Source organism: Spirosoma harenae, assembly GCF_054776975.1.
This window is the reverse complement of record NZ_BAAHBD010000013.1, coordinates 179,122-203,284: the sequence shown is the minus strand read 5'-3', so window position 1 is coordinate 203,284 and position 24,163 is coordinate 179,122. Positions and strand designations below refer to the sequence as shown.

Annotated in this window: 14 protein-coding genes; 4 read left to right on the top strand and 10 right to left on the bottom strand. The window is 47.1% G+C overall.

The genetic code is table 11. From position 1 onward, the window contains the following. Positions 1 to 157: 157 nt before the first annotated feature. Positions 158 to 2,287 (bottom strand): caspase family protein, encoded by a 2,130-nt coding sequence (locus ACYVE4_RS19330; protein ID WP_461041842.1) that lies wholly within the window; start codon positions 2,285 to 2,287, stop codon positions 158 to 160. A gap of 27 nt (positions 2,288 to 2,314) precedes the next feature. After that, positions 2,315 to 6,382: a tetratricopeptide repeat protein gene (locus ACYVE4_RS19325; RefSeq protein WP_461041841.1), complete on the bottom strand. Its 4,068-nt coding sequence runs from the start codon at positions 6,380 to 6,382 to the stop codon at positions 2,315 to 2,317. A gap of 191 nt (positions 6,383 to 6,573) precedes the next feature. Here ACYVE4_RS19325 and ACYVE4_RS19320 point away from each other — a divergent pair, with 191 nt between their 5' ends. After that, on the top strand, positions 6,574 to 8,451 hold the full coding sequence (locus ACYVE4_RS19320) for a hypothetical protein (protein WP_461041840.1): 1,878 nt from the start codon (positions 6,574 to 6,576) through the stop codon (positions 8,449 to 8,451). Positions 8,452 to 8,467: 16 nt separating this feature from the next. Further along, on the top strand, positions 8,468 to 9,352 hold the full coding sequence (locus tag ACYVE4_RS19315; protein WP_461041839.1) for a hypothetical protein: 885 nt from the start codon (positions 8,468 to 8,470) through the stop codon (positions 9,350 to 9,352). Between the two features lie 106 nt (positions 9,353 to 9,458). Here the strand turns inward: ACYVE4_RS19315 and ACYVE4_RS19310 are convergent, their stop codons facing one another. The 5 genes from ACYVE4_RS19310 to ACYVE4_RS19290 form a co-directional block, all read right to left on the bottom strand. Then, on the bottom strand, positions 9,459 to 12,731 hold the full coding sequence (locus tag ACYVE4_RS19310) for a tetratricopeptide repeat protein (protein ID WP_461041838.1): 3,273 nt from the start codon (positions 12,729 to 12,731) through the stop codon (positions 9,459 to 9,461). Positions 12,732 to 12,853: 122 nt separating this feature from the next. Then, on the bottom strand, positions 12,854 to 13,492 hold the full coding sequence (locus ACYVE4_RS19305) for a hypothetical protein (protein WP_461041837.1): 639 nt from the start codon (positions 13,490 to 13,492) through the stop codon (positions 12,854 to 12,856). A 46-nt stretch (positions 13,493 to 13,538) separates the two neighbouring features. After that, complete coding sequence (locus tag ACYVE4_RS19300; protein ID WP_461041836.1) at positions 13,539 to 14,354, bottom strand: M48 family metallopeptidase; 816 nt, start codon at positions 14,352 to 14,354, stop codon at positions 13,539 to 13,541. A gap of 38 nt (positions 14,355 to 14,392) precedes the next feature. Continuing rightward, on the bottom strand, positions 14,393 to 15,856 hold the full coding sequence (locus ACYVE4_RS19295; protein ID WP_461041835.1) for a hypothetical protein: 1,464 nt from the start codon (positions 15,854 to 15,856) through the stop codon (positions 14,393 to 14,395). A 23-nt stretch (positions 15,857 to 15,879) separates the two neighbouring features. Next, positions 15,880 to 17,487, bottom strand: a complete 1,608-nt coding sequence (locus ACYVE4_RS19290; RefSeq protein WP_461041834.1) for an OmpA family protein — start codon at positions 17,485 to 17,487, stop codon at positions 15,880 to 15,882. 325 nt (positions 17,488 to 17,812) lie between these two features. Between ACYVE4_RS19290 and ACYVE4_RS19285 the strand changes: the two genes are divergently transcribed. Next, positions 17,813 to 18,292, top strand: a complete 480-nt coding sequence (locus tag ACYVE4_RS19285) for an HAD family hydrolase (RefSeq protein WP_461041833.1) — start codon at positions 17,813 to 17,815, stop codon at positions 18,290 to 18,292. 466 nt (positions 18,293 to 18,758) lie between these two features. Further along, positions 18,759 to 18,935 carry a hypothetical protein gene (locus tag ACYVE4_RS19280; RefSeq protein WP_461041832.1) on the top strand — a complete coding sequence of 59 codons (177 nt, stop codon included), beginning with the start codon at positions 18,759 to 18,761 and terminating at the stop codon, positions 18,933 to 18,935. Positions 18,936 to 19,261: 326 nt separating this feature from the next. Here ACYVE4_RS19280 and ACYVE4_RS19275 read toward each other — a convergent pair whose 3' ends face one another. From ACYVE4_RS19275 to ACYVE4_RS19265, 3 genes are read right to left on the bottom strand one after another with little or no spacing between them, the layout of a single operon-like run. After that, complete coding sequence (locus ACYVE4_RS19275) at positions 19,262 to 22,684, bottom strand: VCBS repeat-containing protein (RefSeq protein WP_461041831.1); 3,423 nt, start codon at positions 22,682 to 22,684, stop codon at positions 19,262 to 19,264. 14 nt (positions 22,685 to 22,698) lie between these two features. Beyond that, entirely contained in the window at positions 22,699 to 23,733 is a 1,035-nt protein-coding gene (locus ACYVE4_RS19270; RefSeq protein WP_461041830.1) for a GntR family transcriptional regulator, read from the bottom strand. A 27-nt stretch (positions 23,734 to 23,760) separates the two neighbouring features. Then, positions 23,761 to 23,958 (bottom strand): hypothetical protein, encoded by a 198-nt coding sequence (locus ACYVE4_RS19265; RefSeq protein WP_461041829.1) that lies wholly within the window; start codon positions 23,956 to 23,958, stop codon positions 23,761 to 23,763. Positions 23,959 to 24,163: the final 205 nt, after the last annotated feature.

Sequence of the window (24,163 nt, the reverse complement as noted above, 5' to 3'; positions counted from 1 at the left end):
CCAGTTTAAAAGGTCATTTTTGTTGAGGCAGGTTAAACCCACCCGTATGAGCGGTGTGTGATCCAAATAAAGCAGGAGAGCTAACATGATGATAACCGTTTTATGAAGTTTCTAAAAGGATTATCGTTCTGGAAAGCTGGCTGAGATATACCCCGTTTTATTTGACTTGGTATTCTGTCCGATCAGGTAGGATATAATGGTATGAGAAAATAACGTACTGAATCTGATTCAATAGCTTGTCGGTCGGCCGAACTTTTCCATCCAGAACATCTTGTAAGTTTATTGGCTCGCTGGAGAATACAAAAGCGTTTTCTTCAAGGCCAAAGGGAGGGCTAAAACAGGCAATATCTATCGTGTTGTTACCCCGGTAGCTTGATTGAACAACTAACTCGCGCCCAAGTGAGTCATAAGCGGGACCTCCTGGTTTTTTGGTGTATTGATCAGGTAAAATATCAAGGTACTGGACGTATTGATTCGGTTTAGCTTCTGTCGTTTTAATTACCAGACTGGACTGAATTGTGTCAACTACGAGATGGTCCTGATAGACAAATGTGGGTTTGTTTGGCAGGATTTCGAGCAGATCTATTCTCCTCCACCCCTCATCTATTTTATCATAACACGACTTGAGAGAGATTGTGTCTTTTAGTTTAATCATTTTTCCGCTAACCCATCTGGCTTGTTGCTGGAAAATGGAGATAGAATCCCGACGTTCTTTGCTTCGGAGAATCTGGTATACGACTAAACCTCTCAGCTTTCGAAGCACTGTTTTGTCATCCGAAAGGGACGTACAGCCGTTTTGACTGTAGGGTAAGCCAGAGGCACAAAGCGTATAGGCTCCTGACTGGTCCGGGCACGTCAGGCGAAGCTGCGCTTCTTGAGGTGTTTGGGTAAGGGCTACCCAGTGGTTCAACGCAATGCGTAACGAAGCTGGAACGGATGCATCGGCGTATAATCGCAACGTAAGCGAGGGTCGGCGAACGGAGAGGTTTACCAGTGAATTGGCTCTGTCTAACTGAACCAGTGCATGGACATTGTCGGCGGCCACGACAACGCCTGAGACCACACTGTTGCCCGCGGTATCGGCAAACTCAACCACCTGCCCCGGCGCGAAACCACCCGCCATACCGTCGTTAATGACGACTAGATTCTCGGGTACAGTAGCCTCATTGGGACCGCGGGTGCGTCCACTTCGAGTTTGCTTTTTGTTCCAGAACGAGTCAAAGAGCTTGGCGAAATTTAGTTTGATTAGGGTTAGGTCGGTAACAAATTGAGTGAGTTGGTCAGCAGGCGTGATGAACCCTCTGAAAACAGGCAGGCGCTTATCGGAATCCTGCGACAGGGCCGGGTTGTAATATGGATTGACTTCCGTTTGCTCATCCTGCCGAATATCAACAATCATATCACACAAATCTTCGTAGGTAATTCCTGTCGACAATCGGTCCAGGGCTTTGCTGAAGGGATATAGCAACGCGCTGGTTGTTCGTTCATGATCGGTATTTACTTTGTAAGAGTCGTCCTCGGTGGACGAAAAATAGAATAACTTTCCCTGTTCTTCGGGCCTGCATCCTGGATTAGGTATAGCCTCGTCAGGTGCCCATCGTTGAGTAATTTTTAGTTTACCTTCATTCCCCCTCATTCCCGAATAGGAGTGGCAGCCGGGTTGTACGACCACCAAGTGCCCCTGAGAACCAATGTTACATCGAATTTGGTCGTAATAAGTTGCCAGCTCGTCGTCGATGAGAAATCCGGCAATATAGTCCTTCAGCTTAGATAGATTGGTTTTTCGGAGTGATTCCAATTCAGCCTCTCCCATGCTTTTAGGGCTATCGAAGGCCACAAAGGCTTCATCCTTCAGATCTACTCCAAGCGCAGACGGAACGGTCGTCTTTTTCTGTTCATCGCCATTCAGGTCAGGCACCTGCTCGCCATGAGAATCAAGCACAATGGTTACGATAGCACCCTTCTTTCCCTGTAAATGCTCAATGAGCGAGGCCAGTACCTTATGGATATTCTGGATGGTAGCCTGTTGATTTTTCAGCTCCCGATAGATTGTAAACTTCTGCCGTTTCAGGGCATCTCGCACCAACTTTAGTCCACCGGCCGTTACAAGACTATCATGGTTCTTGTTCAGAAAGGTATCAATGTGTATGAGCAGAGCCACCTTATGCGGGGAAGCTGGCGTCTTTTGCTGTTTTAAACGTTGCTGGCTCACCACCTTCTGCTGGCTATAAGTCAGTTGGGCAAAGCCAATAAAAAGGGCAAGTAGTAGAAAAAAGCGTGTATACATAACAATCGGGTGTTAATGGTGTGGCGACTATTCGACTAGCACAAAAGCAGCCCATTTGAAGGGTTCATTCCTGTATTTGACTCGATACGTAGCCTGAGTGGACTCGAAGGCTTTTCGCACATCTTTCTGCTTGCTCAATTGTTCATAGAACGTAATCATGAATTCACTGGTAGCCTCGTCTGCTACATCCCAAAGGCTCATCAGTAGATAGCGCGCTCCGGCCAGTTTGAACGACCGCTGTAGTCCAAACACGCCTTCGCTGTCATGGATAACACCACGGCCCGTTTTACAGGCTGCCAAACATACCAGAGAAGTGTGCGATAGATCCATGTCTGCTACCTCTTCCCCATTTACAATTCCCTCATGCTCGCCCAGCAGACGCTGACCTGAACGGGTAAAGTAGTTGGCGCAAGCCAACGCCAGACCTGATCGCAGCAGGGGGCGGTCTTTACGTTGGTTCTCATCCAACGAGCCTGCCTGGGCAAGTACCTGTGGTTGTGGATCAGCTAGGAAGAAAGCATGGCTTGAGACATGTAACACACCGAAGTTTTGGCCAGAGAGTGCTATAAACTGATCTTTGGATGCGGCTTGTCTTCGGTATAGTTGGACTTTGGGCCAGGCGAGTTGTTTCTGCAACTGATTCAACTCCTTGGTACTGTATTCGAGATCGCTGAACTCCTCTTCTTCACTCCGCATTTTGGGGTTGCGATGAGTGGGTTTTCGAGCTGGACGGATCGGTAGCATGGTTGGAGTAACGAGTCGGTCAGGATTGTTTCCGTAGTCGATATCGCCGAAGATGTGAGCCGAGAACTGACTGGGCAAGGGAGTATAGTTGTTACCGACTTGAGCAATCAAGCGGGTACTAAGAACCTGACGCAAGCAGAGGCTATCGGAAAGGTTGGCGGAGGCTCTAAGGTGGGGCAAGGCGGCAAAAGCTACCTCATGAAGCCGACCAGCAGGAGCGAAATACACCGTATCGACTCCCTTCAAAAGGCTATCCAGCGGTTGCCAGATAAGCTGGGTAAGTTGCTGACCATTAGTGAGCTGAGTACTGCCTGAGTGAGTGCTTACACCGATAGGACCTTTTGCCGATCTGTTTGCGCGGTAAATTTCGTTCACTTTCTGGTCAATGTCCTTTTTCGTTGATGCATCGAGGAGTTTGGCCAGTTGACGTTCATCGAAGAGCGAAACGAGTTTGGGTTGGCTATAACCAGGACGCAGTACAAAGGCGGCATACAGAGTGCTGTCGGTCCATTTTTTGCCATTCTGATACTGGAAAGCAACAAATTCGATGGCTGCCTCGTTTGGCCGGAGTTTTTGCTGAACCTGCGACCACTTAATCAAGGCATTCTGGCGGAAGTCGCGGAATGCTTGGGATTGGCGGATGAGTACCTGTTCAAGCGAATCAGCACGGGCTTCCAGGGTAGTTGTGCTCGTCAGTTTGTCTGCTGGGGGAATTCGCTGGGCGTTGAGGGCCGTACGAGCTTGCTGAAATTGTTCGAATACCTGCCGAATTTTTGGATCAGTATTATTGCTAAGTGTTCGCTTGAGGTGCTGGCTGGCGTTGAGTAGGAGGCCATTGTGAAACAGGGCATTATCATACGCCCATCCAACCGAACTGGGCTGATCATGGTGGCGACGAAAGGCAAAAGAGTAACTCTGGGTGAATAGACTACGATTTGCCTGGGTATAGTCAGCTTGCTGGATAGAAGACGTAAAGGTGAAGATTTGCAGGAGGTTATGCTGATTAATAAGCAAACACTGTTTAAAAAAGAGTTCCGCTTTTGCATACTGACCCATCGACTCGTATAGGCCTGCCAGATTGCTCAACGTGATAGCATAATCAGGGTGTTGGTTGCCTAGTTTGGTTTCTATAATTGCCAGGCTTTCTTTATACAGGGATTCTGCCTGTTTATACTGGCCCGTTAACATATACAGCAAAGCCAGATTGTTCTGGGTGATAGCATAGGAGAGGTGCTGTTTGCCTAGGCTGGCTTCTATAATTATCAAGCTTTCTTCATATAAGGGTTCTGCCTGTTTATACTGGCCCATTAATCGATATAATTCTCCAAGATTATTCAGAGTCGAGCCATAGGAGGGATGTTGGTTACCCAGGGCGGTTCGCTGAATGTGCAAGCACTCATTATACAATGGCTCCGCCTTAGTGTACTGGCCAATTGATCGATACAGGTCAGCTAGTTTGCTCAGGGCGCTAGCATAAGAAAGCTGTTGCTTTCCCAGAGAGGCCTGTATAATTGAAAATCCCTCAACGTATAAGTTCGTGGCCTTTTCGAACTGTCCTAAGAACTTGTAAAAATCTCCCAGATCGTTCAGTAATGAAGCATATGAGGGATGTTGCTTTCCTACAGAAGCTCTAATAATTGCCAAAGCTTCCCGGTACGACAGCTCTGTTTTTTCATACTGCCCCATGAAGTTGTACAAGCTCGCCAGATTGCTCAGGGTGGTAGCATAGGAGAGGTGCAGCCTGCCATTGGCGGATTCTGTAATTGCCAAAGCCTCCTTGTATAAGGATTCTGCCTGTTTGTATTGCCCTATCGACCTATATAGACCTGCCAAACTGTTCAAGGTAACAGCATAGTCGGGATGCCACTTGCCCAGATTAGTCTCTATAATCGCTAAGTTTTCCTGATACAAGGTCTTTGCCTGTTCATATTGCCCCATACGCTTATATAGAGTGGCCAAATTGATTTGGGATATAGCATAGTCAGGATGTTGCCTGCCTAAAATGGTCTCAGTAATCATTAGAGCTTTCCGGTATAAGGGTTCTGCCTGTTTATACTGGTCCATTTCCCAGTATAAAAGCCCTAAATTATTCAGTGTAGTGGCATAATCAGGATGCTGTTCGCCCAGGGTTGCTGCTCTGATTGACAAGGCTTTCCGATATAAGGGTTCTGCCTGTTTATACTGGCCAATCGACCGATATAAGTCTGCTAGATTGTTCAGAGTAGTAGCATACTCTGGATCTTGCTCGTTCAAATAGGCTTGTTGAATTCGCAGGCATTCCTGATATAAAGAGTCCGACTTTTTATATCTGCCCATCCAATGGTACAAGTCCGCGAGGTTCCTCAGGGTGGTAGTATAATGAGAATTCTGTTTCTTAAAGGCCTTTTCCAGTATGATCAAGCTTTCATGAAACAAGGGTTCCGCCTTCTTGTATTGGCCCATCGAACCGTATAGATAAGCCAGGTTGTTCAGGGTGGTAGCATAGGAAGGATGTTGTTTTCCAAGGGTATTAATCTGAATGAGGAGGCACTCCTTATACAGGGACTCTGCCTTTTCATAGTGACCCATCTTATGGCTCAAGCCACCCAGACTATTCAGAATATTGGCATACTCATTGTCAGTTTTACTCACCTTTTCACCGTAAATAATTCGCCTTTGTTCAATACCCAGGGCTGCTGTCTCATAGCGTCCTTGTTGTTCGAATGCCTGAACCAGAGGAAGAAGCTGATGAAAGTAAAAATATGATAGGTAGTTATAACGGGGGTGCGCTTTATTCAGGACAATCTTTTGTTCCAGAAGCCAGCCCACGATAGCGGAATGAGACTCGCTTATAGCAATGGCTACCAGGTTGCCCTTACCTACCTCTAAATCGGCACCCCATTTGGCCAGATACCTCAGCACTTCCAGATGTCCACGGGCAGTCGCCCATTCAGCTGGCGTCCAGCCGTCATACTTGCCTGTTTTGTAATTATATTCTGGTTCATTGATGGGTAGTTTTAAAGTTTCGATCAAGTATCGCAGTAGAGGTAGTTTGTTGAGTCCGACAGCCAGGCCGGTCAGATTGCCGTAATAGGTGCTGTTATCAACGCGGATTATACCACGGCATTGGGTTCTTGCTCCGTGTTGGATCAGTAATTTTACTACGGAGATATCGGCTTTATAGCAGGCCCACATCAGGGGCGTGGCTCCCAGTGAGTCGGTAGTGTTTGGGCTGTCTCCAGCACTGAGTGCGGCTTGCACGGCTTGGAGATTGTTCTGCTGGATGGCCACCAACAGGCGAGGTGCAATCTGAGCAGTTGCCTTGAGGGTGATTAGTAATAAGACAGGAAGGGTTAGTAGGGTGTGGCGCATGGATAAAATTGTGTCAATAGAAAGATGAAAATAGCATTTTTTACTTTCCTTTAGGTGTCCGGAGAATTGCTCAAAAAATATTTTTTAACCTCATCTCACAACGCTTGCTTCGAGCGATATATTTATGAAAACCTCTGTAATGAGAGGGAAGATCGTTATCAGGTGATGTACTATTAAATCCATGTATCAGCATGCAGACAAACAATAACCAGAATCCGCTCTGGGAGCATTGTAGAGTACGCACAAAGGTTCTTGAAACTGGGAAAGCCCTCAGGGAGGCTCAGGACAAAGAAGCCGAACTACTTACTCTTGACTCGAAAGCCGATAAAGCCCTCAAAGACGCCCGTGCTGAGGAGGCTAAATTGCTTTCTAAAGATCCGGACGGTACGACAGAGGCCTACCAAAAGGCGACAAAACGCGTTCAAGCTTTGAAAGCTGAAAAAGCTCGCACCACAGCCGACGTTAAAGCGATTCAACAACACGTGGGTGCATTAGCACAGGGTGTGAAGCAGTTGGAGCCGCTCTGGAAGAAAGCCTTTAGGTTGCGCAATCGCCTTCAGGGGGTAAAAGACACTGACGATAAGGCAGACGAACAGCGTGCACTAGATCTGAAGTCGCTGAAAGAGTCGTACCAAATGGCCGATCAGCCGCTCCATCACCTTATTCGGGCGGGTTTTATCCTGTTTCATAATCCAACAACGTTTGTCGATATTACACAGGTTGACAAGCAAAACACAAAAGCCCCCAAAGATGCCAACAGCCTCATCGCCGATTTTAAAACGCAAATTGATGGGATTCGTGACGACCTGGCGATAGCGATTGAGCTCTGGCAACAATTGGAAGGCATTACCGATGAAGAGGCTTTTGACGCCCTGAAACAGGAGAATGAAAATGTGGTTCTCGACCTGGCATACCTTTTGGAAAACGTATATGCCTCCCCCACCATTCTACGGAAGGAGCAGGAGCGCGCTGACAAAACCAAAAATCGGCTTGAATCAAACGGTAAAATCCCTGCTAAGGCAAAAGGCGTTCTTGAGCTTTCGATCGAGTTCTTTCAGAAGAGCAGCCTCGAAACACTGAAAAAGCTAGTGGAGTCAAAAATCAGCGCTATGAAAATTGCTCTGGCTGATCCATACGTCGCTGCCTTTGAGCAAGCCATAACAAGGCCCTATGATCCACTTGAACTCAAAGATAGCATCCTGTGCTTTCGTTGGCGATTTCTTCGGGAGGGAGAAGCTATGGTTAAAGATTTTGATCGATTAAAAGAGAAAGCGCTCCTGCGCCAGAATATCAACGATGCCGCCGAAAATGCCAACATCATTAGTAGCGATGCTGCCGGGAAACTTTTTGACATTCTTCGGAACGGCACTTTTGAACCCCAAAAGAACACTTTTGTTGACTCGGTGATGGCTACACTTAATCAGTATTCAAAACACACAATAGTTGATATGCAGCGCGAACAGCGAGACGCTCGCACAGAGAGCTCCGGTAATCTGACCACGCTCCCTTCGGTCCGAAGACAAGTTCAGACTAACTTAGAAGACGATTCGGGCAAGTACAGGTTCAAGGATGTTCCTATAGACGATTTTACCAATAAACATGCTACATTATTGACGAGTTGGCGGGATAAATTAAGTGACTCTCTTAATGAAAAGGGCATGAATGCCTTTTTGAACTATGCATACAGCATCAGCCCCAAAGAAAAAGATACTCCAGAAGAAAAAAACTATCTGGAGAAGCAAAGCCATCTGAATGATGTTGGATATAATACCTATCAAGGACAGGTTCGCGACGGTGGTTATAAAGCTGTAAACTTATTTAATAGCTTGTTTTTCAATAGAAAAACAAATAGCGGACTAGCATTTATTGGTAAGAAAAATCAGAAATCAAATGTCTTGATTAGTGTTGCCAGAGAAGATGGAGAACCGATTTTACTTTCGTTTCCGGATGAATTTCGCTCGGATCAACAAGTAAAGGCCTCGCTATCGGAAAAGGATCTTATCCTCTATTGTGTGCTTGAGACGATTCAGGCCCAGGAACACATTTTAGTTGACATTTTGAACGAGTAAATTATCCATTAGAATTATGGCACTTTCAGAAGCATTAAAGGAGAAGCTCCTTCTACATATAAACGGACAGGAAACCAGAACCCAAAAGCGGGAATTCTGGAAATTACTACAGGAAAACACCGAGTTTGCACAAGCCTATCAGGCACTGCGATTAGCCCATGACGCACACGACCCAGGCGGTTACGAAGCGTTGCTTGTTAAACGGTTTGAAGAGGCAGAAGCCCAGGTAATGGTGACTCCTGTAGTGGAACCGCCCATCAAACCCGTACCAAGCTGGTGGGAAAAGATAGGCTCGCAACTCAATATCTGGTTGGACGCTGCCGTCGAAAAACTCCAGATGGTATTACAACCACCAGCCGCCCGGTTAGCCTTTGCACTGACCACTGGACTGGTCATTTTTGGGGGAGGTAGCTATATGTATCAGGAAACTCAGTATCCTGACAGAGCAAAAGGCAATTTTGGGAATGCGTTGAACACGCAAGGGGCATTAACTGCACCCAATGAAAATAAAGAAATCTGCTCGGCTGAACTCAAAGACAAGTTCTACACCTATGAAAGTAAAACAACCTCGGCCACAATAGACGAACGAATAGGCCAATTGAACCAACTGACCAGCATTCCAGAAACCTGTCGGGCCTATTACCTTGGTCGGGCTTATTTGTGGAAAGATGATTATCCGGCCGCCATTGAATCCTTCAAAAAAGTACGTTCTTCGCCTAATGCCAACGCGCTCACGAAGGACATGGCTACCTACGATCTGGCCTTGTGTTATCTGGTAACAGGAGAGGAACAAAAATGCATAGATCTGCTGAATAGCCAGTCAAGCTGGTCTGACCCTTACTTTGCTGGGATAGCTGCCGATTTGCAAAAAGAAGCAACGTCACGTAAAGGCTGGTGGTAGAAAGGAACCATACCAGGGGATTTGCTTACGGAGTCAACTTTCAGGAAGCCTCCCGTTTGGGAGGCTTCTTTTACAGAACTTAAGTAGGAATAAATATCAGTAAATACTACTCCACTAATACGAAAGCCCATTTGTAGGGATCGTTGGGTTGGTTTTTACGATAATCCGCTTGGGTGGCTTCGAATGCTTTTCGTACATCCCGACTCTCGGACAGCTTCTGATAAAAACGACTCATAAACTCGCTGGTTGCTTTATCCTCAACATTCCATAGGCTCAATATCAGAAAGCGTACACCCGCCAGCTTAAACGCTCGCGCTAGGCCATATACGCCCTCGCTTCTGTGGACTTGGCCCAGGCCGGTCCGACAGGCTGCCAGGCATACTAACGACGTACGCGATAAGTCCATCTCGGCTACTTCCTGCGCATACAACAATCCCTCATCGACCTCACTGCCTGGTATTTTTGGATGTGTGGCTCGGTTGGCTCCGGCCAGGGCCAGTCCTGTTTGGAAAAGAGGATTGATTACCCTGCTATCCCCTTGCAGTGCCGTTTTCTTACCGGATCGCCCACTCGGCTGGCTACCAGCGGTATTTCGGCTAAAGGTATGGGTCGAAAAATGGAGCACATCTACTGATTTCCCCGACAATGATTTTACCTGAGGCTCAGAAGCAGCTTTTTTCCGCCAGACTTGATCAACACTCAACCAATGAAGCTGCTGTTTAAGATTGTTCAATTCCTCACCACTATGCTCCAGCCAGGGGAACTCTCCTGTGTTGGTTTTAGCCTGGGAAGCAGCAGACTGGGCGCTTGAGGAGATGGGTGAGTTATCGTAGTCGATGTCGCCAATGAGTTGTGCGGAGAACTGGGCCGGAAGTTGGGAATGGTATGTACCAACCTGAGCTAGTAATCGAGTGCTGAAAAGTTGGCGGAAGGTGAGGCTGCCAGCCCGCTTTGGGTTTGGATAGCGGAGGGCAGAAAAAGCTACCTCATGGAGTCGGCCAGCCGGGGAAAAATACACTATATCGACCCCCTGCAGGAGGGAGTCAAGGGGTTGCCAGATGAGCTGGCTTAATTCCTGACCATTCGTGAGTTGGGCCGATTCATCTTTAGAGTTTACGCCAATAGGTCCGGCACGGTAGATATTGTTAATTAAATCACCTGGTTCCTCTTTTTTTTTCTGGGGCGGGGCATAATCTAAAAGTTTGGCCAATTGGCGTTCCTCAAATAGGTGTACCAATTTAGGTTGGTTATATCCAGGTCGGAGTAAAAACGCAGCATAAAGTGTGCTATCCGTAACCTGTTTATTGGAGTAACGAAAGGCCACAAACTCAATAGCGGCCTCATTACGGCCGAGTCTCTTCTGCACTTGTGGCCACTGGATCTGGGCATTTTGATGGAAGTCGCGAAACGCCTGTGACTGACGGGTGAGGATCTGTTCGAGCGAATCGGCTTTCGCTTCAAGCTGGGGCAAGCCAACCTGTTTTTCAGCCGGCAAACTCCATTGCGCATATAGCCATGTCTTTGCCTGTTGAAGCTGTGCAAACGTCTGACGGATAGCAGGATTGGTGCTTTGAGCAATCGTACGGTTGAGTTGCTGACTGGCATTCAGCAATAAACCGTTGTGAAACAAAGCATTATTATAAGCCCATCCTGCCAAATCAGCTTGTTGTCGACGGTGTCGTAAGGCAAACGAGTAGCTAGACGTAAAGACTGCTTCGTTCTCTTGCACATAGTTGGCCTGCTGTGAGGACGATATAAAGCCGAAGGTGTTCATCAGGTTCTGTTGATTGATCTGGTCAGCTTCCTGAAAAAAAGGAAAGGCCTTCATAGGCTGGCCCATGTTCTCGTATAATTTCCCCATATTGTCAAGGACCGTTGCGTAATCAGAATGTTTCTTTCCCTTCGCATTGGCTACGATGACTAAAGCTTTCTGATACAATGGCAACGCCTTGTCGTACTGGCTCATATACCGGTACAACTCCGCCAAATTGTTGAGAGATTCACCATATTTGGAATGGGTATTGCCAAACGTTTTTTCCCGAATTGACAATGCTTTTTCAAATAGTGGCAGTGCCTTTTCGTATCGCTCCATGATCAGGTACAACATAGCTAAATTGTTCACGACCTGGGAATAACCGGGGTAGTTCTGGTAATTCTCCATGATGGCAAGAGCCTCCAGATATACTGTCAGTGATTTCTCGTACTGGCTCATTCTATGATGTAATAGGCCGATATTATTGAGCACAGTTGCGTAATCGGTCGGTTTCGTGTCTTTGAAAGTAGCCATAATGCCTAAGGCTTCCTGATACAGTTGTAACGCCTTCTCGTGCTGTTCTATAAGTTGGTACAGCTCTCCCTGATTGTTGAGAATACCTGCGTACTCCGGACTATTCTTTCCTTTTGAATTGACAATAACGACTAAGGTTTCCTCATATAGTGTAAGCGCATCTTCATACTGACCTACAGCTACATACATCAAAGCTAAGTTACTGACACTAGCAGCATAGTCAGGATGAGCAGTTGATAAGACTTTCCCTCGAATGGTTTTGGCTTGCTTGTACGACTGTATAGCATTATCAAATTCTCCCACCAGGTAATAGAAACCTCCTAACAAATGGAGGAACATGGCATATGTCTCGTCTTCTCTCTTGAACTCTTCCTTGTAGTAATCACGCAGTTGTTCAAACGCTAATATGGATATGCGAAAGCGTCCCAAATTTCCGAGGACAATCGCACCCGCAAATAATTGCTGTAGATAACCGTCTTTCACCTCGTTAAAACGAGGGTGTTTCTTGTTCAGAGTGATCCCTCGTTCCAGCAAAATACTTGTAATGGAGAATTTATTATGAGCAACGGTCAGCACCATCACATTACCCTGTCCCACCTGCAAATCGGCTCCCCGCTCGGCCAGGTAGCGCAAAATGTCGGCATCGCCCTTTGAGGCAGCCCATTCGGCCGGGGTCCAGCCATCATTTTTTTTCGTAATAGGATTATAACCTGCCTCATTGACCGAGAGTTTGAGGGTGTCCACCAAGTAGCGCAGCAAGGGTAGTTTGTTCAGCCCGGCAGCGATGCTAGTCAGGTTGCCGTAATTAGTGCTGGCATCGACGCGGATGACGCCCCGGCACTCGGGTTTGGCTCCGGCCTGGAGTAGGATCTTTACCAGCGGAGTGTCGGCTTTGTAACAGGCCCACATCAGGGGCGTGGCTCCCAGCGAGTCGGTGGCATTGGGGTTCGCCCTGGCCTTGGCACTCAAGGCGGCACTAAGTGCCTGTGGGTTGTTTTGCTGAATGGCCAGCAGGAGTTGGGGGTTGATCTGGGCGGTAGCGGATAGGGTCAACAGCACCAGACACAGTAAGTGGAGTGGAAGAACCTTCATGGTATCAAAAAGGTAAGTAGTTCCTAAAGATAGTATAATGCACGTTTGTCTGGCTGTAAAATAGCTAACCTAGACGGATAACTATTTTACAGCCAGACAAGGAGACCAAGAAGACCGCAGGCTTAAAACTTAACGGCAAGTCCAATGCGCGAAGGAGAAAGGCCCGAGTAACCTAATTCGAGAAAGGCACCAACTGTAGGAGTGAAATAGTACTTACCGCCCAGGAAATAATTCACAAATAAGCCACTGCTGTAATCATAGCCGTATCCGTAACGGGAGTCATTCCAGCGAAAGGACCGATACCCTAATCCAGCACCAGCGTATAGATCAACCTTCTGCGTATTGAGGTTCAATATCCGGTTGACATGATACGATCCTCTTACCCCAATATACGTTGAGGTGTATCGCCATTGGTAGTTATTGTAGTAGTAATCTCCGTAATTTCCCGCGTTGTAATCGATCTGGGCACCAACGCTGAAGTCTTTGTCGATACCTGCTTCATACGATGCGCCAATTGGCGTACCATAGCCATAATAGCTGGCTAAACCGATCCCGACTGACACTAAGTTATCTCCCTGATGATAGCCCAACCGGATGGGTTTGGGCTTCGCTGGCGTGTAGGGTCGGGTCGGGGGTGGGGTGTATCTTGGTTTGGTATTCTGTCCGGTATAAGGTCTCGAAGGTCTGCCGGTTTGGGCGTACGCACCTATAGACGCGCCTAAAAGTGTGAGGAGGGCCAGGGGTAATAGTAAATATTTCATGTGTGTATTTGTTTTGAGGTTGACGTTTTTTTGAATCCGCCATTCGTTATTTTCTTGGCTTATAGTATTTCATGGCTTCAGGCATTTCTTTTTGTAAATCCCGAATCCGGCGTTCGTGCGATGGATGCGTAGATGTAAATTCAGGAGGATTTTGACCGCTGCTCCCCTTGGCCATCCGTTGCCAGAATTTGACAGCGCCCTCGGGATGGTAGCCCGCCATCGCCATGAATATTAGACCCAGGTGATCGGCTTCTGATTCATGTGTCCGGCTGTGAGGAAGCGCCATTCCGTACTGGTATGCTATCCCGGCGGCCTGTAGTAAGAGCAGATTCGTTTGGCGCTTTTGCGGGGGCGATAAATCATTTATGAGTAGCTGACCGCCCTGCATCAGCCCGTTGGCAATAAGCCCTTCACTCAATCGTTCGGCACCATGAGCAGCAATAGCGTGCGCGATTTCGTGACCCATTACCGCTGCTACTCCCGATTCGTTTTGGGTATACGGTAGAATTCCTGTATAAAATACAACCTTACCACCAGGCATACACGTAGCGTTTACGACCTGTGCGTTTTGGATCAGGTTAAATTCCCATTGAAACCCTTTGATTCGGTTGCCAAAATTGTGGCTATTGAGATAGTTTTCCATGGCCACCCGCAACCGATTGCCTACTCGTTGAATCATCTGGTAATCAGCACCGCTACGAATCACCTGGCTTGCATTTAATACTTTCTTATATTCGACCGCACTCAGCGAGTTTAACTGGTCGGCACCAATCACGATAAACTGCTTGCGGCCTGTCATCGGAACTTTCTGACAGGCCGCAAGCAGCCCAATCGTCAGCATCAGCAACAGCGATTTTTTCATGGTTATTAAGTGAGATTAACTAGTTCGAGAGGATAGATTTAAAGCTTTCGGAAGTTGCCATAACGTCCAGATAAATTGAGTGTATAGGTTCCCGGTTTTCCACTGACTCGCCCAGGATATACCTTGATCAGATAAGTAGCTTTCGCCAGATTTTTGCCGAGCAGATGATTGCTGTTATTCGCCAGTACTGTGTAGGTAAGCGTAGTTCCTGAGCTGTTTTGCAGATCTATCTGGCAGACTGTTTCCGACGAAGTCAGCTCGATGTCTAAAGGCGAGGTATTGGGCGTGAGATCAACCGAATAGATATCAGCGGAGGTTTTGTTGTCCCACGTACCTTTGACAGTCGTGAATTGTGACTCAACTCGCTGAAGATTTTGGACCTTACCGATCAGTCGTAGATTATACGTTCCAACGCTACCCCGCGTAACAGTAGCCGCCATTACACTATAAGTGCCCTTGTTTAATTTGAGTATAACGTATTTGGAACGATCGCCAAAATAAGAGGTGTTTAATGGCTGGCCGAGCTGATCATACACATACAGAGCAACATCCGTGTCGGGTGACTCCAGTTCAACATCAACGGTAAAATTATCTTCGGTTACCTCAAAAGTGTAGAAATGGTTTTTATAGGTCACTTCTTTGCCACCACCGCCCAAAGGCCCCCAGTTTTGGGTATTCGATTGTAGTAGCTGCGATTCAACCCGCTTAAGATTGGCTATCTTTTTCCCGAAAAGGTTCATTTGATAGTCTCCGATGCTACTTCGTACATTGGTACCCGCCATCACTGTATAGGTGCCTTTCTTAATGGCTTGTAAAAGAAATTGATAGCGGCTACCGGTTGCGGAGGCCACTTGCTGACCTAAGGCATCGTATATGGTGAGGGCAATATCTACATCGGCCGATGATAGCTCAACATCTAGTGTTGTGTTGTCTTCACTAACATCGAACGTATAGAAGTGATTTTTAAAGGTTACTTCTCGGCCCCCTCCCCCAAACGACCCCCAATTTTGGGTGTTCGATTGCAGAATAAACGATGGAATAAGGTCGGCCCCCGCTTTAGTACCAAGTAGGCTGAGCGAAAACTTACCGACTGCTCGCCGATCTGCCGTAACCACAATACGATACTTACCGGCGTTGAGCGAATAGTTGTTTACGCCTACACTCCGACCTCTACCCTGCACGTCGATGAGCTGGCCGAGTGGATCAAACAGGGCATACTGCACATCAATAACATCGGATGTTAACTGGATGGCCACTGGCTGATTACTCCCTTCGATGTCGAAGTTATACTGAAAATTTTTAAATGATTCGTAGTTTGCGAAACCTCCTGCTCCTCCTCTTGCCTGCGTCCATTCGCCGGTTATTGGCGCGTTTGGGTCAACATTTTTCGGAATCGTAGGGCCGGGCGGAGTGTTTGTCTGGGGTGTTACAAATTCCCGTTTTACGGTGCATCCCGCCAGTAGTGAAAGGCCAATTAAAAAGCCTATTGATTTGATTGTCATGGTTGTGTGTGTTTGAAAAGCGATCAATGAGAAAAGCCAAATCCCAGACGAACCCCTGCGTACTGCATAGGTTCGACACCATATTCAGTTTTTAGTGATTTTGATGGAGTAGCAGCCCGGTAGAACAAGCCAGCGTCAAGATGTACCGTTCGTCCCAGCGGAATGAGGCAACCTATTGCTCCTCCGTAGGTTGTTTGGAGGCCATCGAAACTAACCTTGTTTTCGGCATCCTGGATGGCTACCTGAAGCCAGGCGGCTCCTCCCTGGGGCATCAGGTAGAAACGACTTCCCAGCTTTACGCGGAGATGAGCTGATGCCGAGAACTGCGATGCGGAGGTAGAATAGGTATAATAGGGTAGATCGCCTGGGTTTTCAACCAAATTTACCTGCGTTCTCCAGGTTGAGTACCCCAATTCCGCACCCATACTTATTCCGTTCGTCAGCCAATAGTCTACCTGGGCTGAAGCACCTCCTCCGAACGTATGGCCATATCCGTTTGGGAGAGAGGACCACACCTTACCACCCAGCATCAGCGTTGGTAAAGCGTTTATCTGAAACGAAACCTTTTTTGGGGTCGGCTCAGTTGGCGGGGGATTACCCTGTTTCTCAATGATTTCGGTTAAGTCTACTCCATGGCGGCTTCCATCAGGATACGTAATAAACTCGATATCGTCGACTGACACTCGTACTACTGGCGTGGTTGAATTTACCCTATAGCTGATCGTTTGGTTGTCATTACTTAATAGCACGAACGTAGTCTCTATACGTTGACCGTCTTTGCGATGTAGTACATAAGTCTGGTTAGTTAATGCAAGAAATTTCAGTTCAACCCGTCGGTTAGTTGCCCGGCCCTGTTCGGTTTGATTGGACGCTACGGCACCCGCCTGCCCGTAGCCCATTGCTTCTATTCGGTGGGAGGCAATTTCTTTTGTGACAACCAGGTAATTTCTGACCGCGTCGGCCCGGCGATGCGAAAGCTGACGGTTCGACAATGCATTTCCCGTATTGTCGGTGTAGCCACTAATCTCAACCGTCAGTGCAGGTATCTTCACCAGAAAGCGGGCAATAGAATCCAGATAGGCATATGATTGGGGAAGTACCGCGTTTGAGCCTGTATCGAAAAAGATAGGATGAAGCCTGATAATTCGTCCCTGAATCGACCTGCCTTTTTCCAGATCGGCTATAATCTCGTCGAATTCGGATATGCGTTTCTGGGGAAGAGTAGAGAGGGTTGGGGGCTTTATAGGAGGGGTAGGTTTCTTGATAAAGCTGACCACCTTCCCGTTGCTGTAAACGATATAGCTAACGGCGGTTTTGTTGATCCGGTAACTTGCCGTTCCCGCCATGTTTGTGTATCGAATAACAGCCGTGTCGGCACCGATGATCCGACACGAAATTCGACGCTCGTCGGTTTTTACAATTACATCGGGTTTTCGGGGTTGAGCAAAAGTGACTAGTGTAATGCCCCAGCACATGGCGAGTAGTAATCCAAAAAAGCGTCCCGTTTTTAACAACGCAGCAAACACGGAATTCTCTTTTCGTTCGAATTGGCTGAAGGTTAGCTTCAGCCTACTTGCCCTTGTTGGAATCGGACGAGAGGAGCCCCGCGACAGATTTTGACAATTCATCATAATAATCCGGTTTAAGCCAGTGGAAGGCTGTGTACTGGATTATCCGCTCACGAAGAGTTCCTGAGATTGGATTTGACGAAATATTGACGCAACTCTCACTACTTTTTCGTTCCTGCACAATTCGTGGGGCTACAGGATTTTCGGTATGCAACTGCAACTGATTGGCCTGGGATTTGTATGCCAGTCAACTATAAACCAGAGAAATGGTGAGGTATTCCCAATTACTATTGTATTGAATTTATCTTAGCCGCACCGTAAAACTAAGCGCGTGATAAATTCGGTACCGTTTAACTCACGATTCACTGACTCACCACCAATTATAGAAATGAGCAACCAGGACCAACAAAAAGAGAGTAAGCCCACACCAGAGCCAATCGTTGTTATTGCTGTTGACTTTGATGGCACCTGTGTAACCCATGCGTATCCCGAAATAGGGATAGACTGTCCTGATGCCGTAGAAGTGCTACGGACACTCACTGCCAATGGGGCAGGATTGATACTATTTACCATGCGACACGATCACTATCTGGATGAAGCCGTAAACTGGTTTGCTGACCGGAACATTCCCTTGTATGGTATTCAATCAAATCCCACGCAGGCGAGTTGGACGAGCAGCAACAAATGTTACGCTCACTTGTATATTGATGATGCTGCAGTGGGGTGTCCGCTGACAGTTGACAGAGCCTTGAGCAATCGACCTTTTGTCAATTGGATTGCTGTAGATCAACTCCTACAGAAATATTTCTGGTATACTGAACCACTGAATCCAATAAAAACAGTAGCCAACGATAGACTCGACCCCTGATCAAGCCAGATTCTAGTCTTGACCAGCATTTTCAACGCTTTTACACCGTTGCCTAATGTGAGTTGGTCGTTTACGGTTGATTGAGTAGGTTATAGCCGAATTGGAAGATAACACTTCCAATGGTGTGGATAGAAGCGAGAAACGCCCCGACTATTAGTTAGGGCGTTTTTTATGTTACCAGAATCGAGTTTGTCCGTCTAAGTATTGTTTTTCAAGCTTCTTCCACAATTGATAAGCCCCTAGTCAGCAACGGCGGGGGCTTGTTTTGTTTAGTAAGGTAGTCCAGTTCTGCGCTACACTAAATTGGTCAGATTTTGGTTCGGCTATAGTCCCACTTATTTGTTCAACCAGGCACCTGTAAAAATCGTGTAGGTTGAAAATTATCCAGATTTAGGAGCAAATCTTATTTTTGAAAACCTTATCTTTCTTCATCAGTTTTCTGAAGGTACTCAAAAACGAAACAGACATGAAAATCATCAGATGGTATTCGCCAGGGGGCGAAGCAGAGCAAGGAGGAAACACGGCCGATGGCAAAGAATCAGCCGAATCGCATGAACCGGGTAATACGCCTTTAGCGGATCAGGAAGAACTGCCCGGTGGCTATATTCACGGACACGCCGAACCAGACGAGGCCGACGAATAAGTCAGAAGCTTCAGGTATTGAGCTTCCATATAAGGTCATCCCAAATTCTACCCGGCTCTCAACGAGTCCGGGTTTTGTTTTAATCGAGAACGAGAAAAACACCCCTTTCTTTCCCTGACTTCCTGGCTACATTCGCGCTACTCGTACTATTCGAGTTACTGTAAATGGTGCAACTAACTATCTACGTAAAGGTGGGTAATTAACTATTATTTGCTGACTTAGGAGAAAGAAGTATGAGTGAGGGAAAGCGATTTGTTTACAAAAAATTTTACATGATGGAGACAAGCCTTTGCTGTTAGTAGGGGCTTTGTCTTTAACCGGGTGGTTTATTGCTCCTCAACAAGATTTTTTCTTTTTTTAAAGAGTTGAAGTGGGCTGCCATTATTGCCAATTACAAACCAGCCTGTACCATCCTTTCGAAGAAATTGGACAACTGATTTTGCTTCCCTGTCAATAGTCAAGCCACTATTGTTATTTACAACAAACTGGCCATGCCCATCACCTAGTAGAAGCGTTCCTTTCGACGCATCCTGCCAGCCACCGATAGTTTCCGAAGCGTAGGAATTCCCAACGAGCAGCGCGTCTTTATGTCCATCCCGATTAAAATCATCGACCAGAATACCGTATACGGGTGCAAATTGGGTTTCCTGCGGCAGGGGATGTCCTTTAAACTCACCACCACCAACATTCTCAAAATACATCGTTCGAAATTCAGTCGCCTTTAGGTGATAGGCTGATTTCAGTTCGTCTTCAGTAAAAGACTCTTTGAACGTCGTATTTGCATACGTATCGAAATTCGGAAAACGGCGTTTCATGGATGGAATTTGCGCCGTCAGCAAATCGCGGGTTTGGCGTATCCATTGCTGATCACCGTTGTAATACGTTAAGATCGGGTCGATACGTCCGTTTTTATCAAAATCGGCGGCAAATAACTCAACTGGTTGCTCAGGCGAAGTCTTGTATTTGGTATTAAGCCCTAGATTCCCAGCCATCAAGTCCATATCGCCGTCATTGTCAAAATCGGCAGCAACAAGCGTGTTCCACCAGCCATCTGAATGAGCAAATGAGTGCCGCAACGGATGTTGAATAGGCGAATGAATGAATTGTTCACCTGTATTCTTCAAAATACAAATAGGCATCCATTCGCCACAAAGGGCCAAGTCTTGCAATCCGTCTTTGTCGAAATCAGCCCAGACAGCGGACGTAACAAGCCCAATGTTTTGTAGTTCGGGAGCGACCTCTGCTGTTACGTCGATGAATTTACCCTTATCATTTCTGAGCAGAAAACTTTTGGCGGGCATCGGGTAACTGCCCGGTATCAGTCGGCTTCCCCGAAACAGATCGATATCACCATCATGATCAAAATCACAGGCAGTAATGCATGAACCACTACTATTGATACGTGGTAAAGCCTGACTGGAAAGTGTAAAACGGCCTTTCCCATCATTTACATAAAGTCGATCCTGGTAAGCGTCCGACGGGCCGTTTGCGTGACTTCCCCCACTAACGACGTATAAATCCTGGTCTCCATCCTGGTCGGCATCGAAAAATAAAGCACCTGTATCTTCCTGATTCGCATTTTTCAGAAGTTCAGCTTTCGTAAAGCGACCGTTTGATTGCTGAAAATACAGATAACTTTTCTGCCCAAAATCAGAGCCAATGTACATGTCTTCCAATCCATTTCCATCGACATCAGCAACGGCCATCGGCGGTCCATTCTGCGAGTGTTTATGCGGCAATAAAGGCGTCTGCGCAAAGTCGTTGAATTCACTCTCAATGTGGACATAATCCAATCCAGATTCAGCGGCTGAAACTTCCTGAAAATAAGCAGGCGTCGAAACGCTACGTTGCCTATACCTGCCAACAGGCTTATAATCAATACGTAGCAATTGATTCGGTTTTACATTACGTAGCATCTGATACGTGCCATTATTCCAGATGACCTCCACAGAATCAATTACCGACGTAGCACCCAACCCAAAATGCAGGTAAGGCTCTACCGATGATACGTATCCCCGCGTCGGATTGAACTCAGCCGTTTGCGTACGATTTCCGTAATACACATTGACGCGGGTTCCCTGCGATGGATTCCGTTCGAGAGTTAATCGAAGCCATGAATTATCATGCCCCTTACCTTCTGTCCTCTGCTCCGAGCCATTTTCATACACAAAAGCCTCATCATCAATAGTGTTGATCACTACGTCCAGATCCCCATCATTATCTAAATCAGCGTAGGCGGCCCCGTTTGAGAAATTTGGTGCTTCGAATCCCCATTGTTCTGATACGTCTTCAAACGTTAAACTCCCTTCCGCCCCCCGATTCCGATAGCAGAAATCAGCCAGCTTTACGTCTGGAAGCTCCATTAGCTTTTTGTAAGCTTTTTTATTTTTCTCCTGCTCATCGCCAAAACCACCGGCGTGTAAATCGGCCAGATAAGCGGTAAAATCCAGATTCGTTACGTCGCGCCGATAGCCATTGGTAATCAGCAAATCACGGTATCCATCATTATCAAAATCAGCAAATAATGGCGCCCAGCTCCAGTCAGTTTTATCAACCCCCGCGAGTTGGGAGATTTCGGAGAAGGTGCGTTGCCCAACGCCCAACTGCAACGTATTGCGCATGTACTGAGGCTGGTAGCCCATTTGCAAATCCATATGAAAGCGGTCGTAATTGTAGCCGGGCAGCATCATTTTCTGCCGCTGATTCGTATTTGGCAACATATCGACGACCATGATATCAGGTAGCAGATCGTTATTGATGTCGGAAATATCGACGCCCATTGCGTTGTGCGTCTGGTGATTCAGATAATCGGCTGCGCGGTTCGTGAACGTACCATCTTGATTATTAACCCATACCAAGTCATTCGACAGAAAATCATTGGCACAGTATACATCCTCCCAGCCATCGCCATTCAGATCCGCAATCGCAATCCCCAGCCCATACCCTTCCGTCAAGATGCCAGCCTCGCGGGAAACGTTGGTGAAATGGCAGGGGGTAGAGGGCAGAGGACGGAGGGTTTGAGGAGTAGGTAGTAAATTGCCCTTAGCCCCATGCCCATCATTTCGATACAGCCGATCATTACTTGGTGCTTCGCCGTTTACCATCTTGGGACGGAGCGCGTTGCGGTTATAGCGGTCGAGTGCGTTAGTCAGTACGTAAGCGTCAAGGTCGCCATCGTGGTCATAATCGAAGAAAGCGGTTTGGGTGCTGTAACCCATGTCGTTCAGGCCGTATTCGCGAGCTTGCTCCTGAAATTGGACCGGATCGCCTTTTTTCTTTGTCTGGTTGATAAACAGCAGATTAGCCCGTTTGGTCGTGTCTTTGTCGTAACCGGCTACGCTCACATAGATGTCCTGCCAGCCATCCTGATTCAGATCAACGACCGTAACGCCCGTACACCAGGCATGCGTTATTACACCCGCCGATTCCGTTACGTCCTCAAAACTGAGTGGCGTTTCCTGGTTCTTTCCTTTACTTAGATATAGCCGGGAAGAAACCTGATTCCCCGTAAAGAAAACATCCTGCCAGCCATCGTTATTGAAATCACCAATGCCGACTCCACCGCCATTATAGAGGTATTCAAAGCGCAGAATATTCACCGAATCCGATTCCTGAATTCGGTTGTTGAATGTAATACCGGTTTGGGAGGAAGGAAGCCGATGGAACAGTTTCGGAGTGGTTGATTTATGCCCAACGGCCCAGGCCAGCGAAGCCGCCACCGGAATCAGAAGCAAAAAAAGTCGTTGCATGAGTCAGAAGGGATTTACAGTGACCCACGGTCGATAAATTGCATCGGAATGCGAACGATCTGTTTCTGGTTGTGCGAAATGATGTTCGCCAGATTCCATCCAATCGTTGCTACGTCGGTTTTGATCACCGAAATACCGCCACCCAGCACCGCTTTGTAACTGGCATCGTTGAACGATACAATGCCTATGTCTTTGCCCGGTTCTAACCCCTTTCGACTAGCTTCCTGAATTGTGGTTATAAGATCGTCATCATCCACAAGCAGATAGGCCGACCCACGCTGCAACGGAGCCTCCCGAACGTCGTCCAGTACCTGACCATTCAGGTTATGGGCTTCTGTAAATTCCAGGAAGGCGCTGTACCAATCGGCCGGAATGTATTCGTTGTCGGTTGTGACGAAATTCAGCGTGTGATAGTTACGGAAAGCAGCCGCATTCGCTTCGAGAATAGACCGAAAATGTTCCCCGCAACCGAAACGTACTGATGCACAGTTTCGCGGAGCCGTTGCGGTTGAACCATCCAGAAAAATGAGACGATCCGATGGGATTTTCTTCAGTAGGTCGGTCAGATCGCAGATTTCGCCCAGATGGTGCGGCATCAGTACGAAGTAATGATAGTTTCCAGCCTGTTTTTCAAGTCCATCCAACAAGTAATCGCGCTGGTATTCGTAGGCGTAAATATCGACTTTGTAGGATTTGCCCAGTTGTTCGCTAACGGCTTTAAAAATAGCCCGATTCGTTTCGCTGATTGTGCCCGTCAGGAACAGAACCCGTTTGACAATTTTACCATGCGAAATGAAAAATCCTTTACGATATAAGGACGTAATGTGGCCGCTTTTGAGCAGGTTGCAATACGCTTTTTCGACTGTAGCGCGCGCCAGATAATACTCGGCACTGGTCTCGTTGATGGACGGCAATCGGTCGCCGGGTTTGAAAATGCCCGCTTCAATCTGGGCAATAACGCCGTTGACAATCTGTTGAAATTTGGGCGTTTTTCCGTTTTCGTCAATGCGCAAAAAAGACTCATTTCGCAAAGCAGTTCCCCCAATCATAATCGGTTCGGTTAGTTGAGTTGTTGACTACATCCAGCCGATACCCAACACCAGCAACAGCATGATCAGCAGGACAATCAAAGCTTCGAGCAGATAGCTTTGATTGGTGCTCATTGTCTGTCTGAGCTTGCTGTAGCAGTGCCGAATTATTCGGGTAAAGGCCATAACTGATGCCGAAACGAAAGTAGACCGATGGAGAAGAATCAACTTGGACGATTTGCGCAAAAACTTGGATAATAATTGCAAATAGGCTTTCTGGCCATCTTTTTTATGGAAACAGCCCAGATACAGGGTGTCTGGGCTGTTTATTCTAAACCTAATGTATGCAATTGCACTAGGTCTCTTACCAACCTAATTTGAAATCTTCCCTGTTGCTGTGTCCTCACAGCAACTTATGCGGTAGATAATGTATTGCTGACGCATAGGTCGC

Bases quoted from the DNA above. Each gene is read 5' to 3' on its own strand.
- ACYVE4_RS19295 (WP_461041835.1), bottom strand. From the start codon at position 15,856: ATGACAATCAAATCAATAGGCTTTTTAATTGGCCTTTCACTACTGGCG.
- ACYVE4_RS19315 (WP_461041839.1), top strand. From the start codon at position 8,468: ATGGCACTTTCAGAAGCATTAAAGGAGAAGCTCCTTCTACATATAAAC.
- ACYVE4_RS19330 (WP_461041842.1), bottom strand. From the start codon at position 2,287: ATGTATACACGCTTTTTTCTACTACTTGCCCTTTTTATTGGCTTTGCC.
- ACYVE4_RS19285 (WP_461041833.1), top strand. From the start codon at position 17,813: ATGAGCAACCAGGACCAACAAAAAGAGAGTAAGCCCACACCAGAGCCA.
- ACYVE4_RS19270 (WP_461041830.1), bottom strand. From the start codon at position 23,733: ATGATTGGGGGAACTGCTTTGCGAAATGAGTCTTTTTTGCGCATTGAC.
- ACYVE4_RS19325 (WP_461041841.1), bottom strand. From the start codon at position 6,382: ATGCGCCACACCCTACTAACCCTTCCTGTCTTATTACTAATCACCCTC.
- ACYVE4_RS19320 (WP_461041840.1), top strand. From the start codon at position 6,574: ATGCAGACAAACAATAACCAGAATCCGCTCTGGGAGCATTGTAGAGTA.
- ACYVE4_RS19280 (WP_461041832.1), top strand. From the start codon at position 18,759: ATGAAAATCATCAGATGGTATTCGCCAGGGGGCGAAGCAGAGCAAGGA.
- ACYVE4_RS19300 (WP_461041836.1), bottom strand. From the start codon at position 14,354: ATGAAAAAATCGCTGTTGCTGATGCTGACGATTGGGCTGCTTGCGGCC.
- ACYVE4_RS19310 (WP_461041838.1), bottom strand. From the start codon at position 12,731: ATGAAGGTTCTTCCACTCCACTTACTGTGTCTGGTGCTGTTGACCCTA.
- ACYVE4_RS19305 (WP_461041837.1), bottom strand. From the start codon at position 13,492: ATGAAATATTTACTATTACCCCTGGCCCTCCTCACACTTTTAGGCGCG.
- ACYVE4_RS19290 (WP_461041834.1), bottom strand. From the start codon at position 17,487: ATGATGAATTGTCAAAATCTGTCGCGGGGCTCCTCTCGTCCGATTCCA.
- ACYVE4_RS19275 (WP_461041831.1), bottom strand. From the start codon at position 22,684: ATGCAACGACTTTTTTTGCTTCTGATTCCGGTGGCGGCTTCGCTGGCC.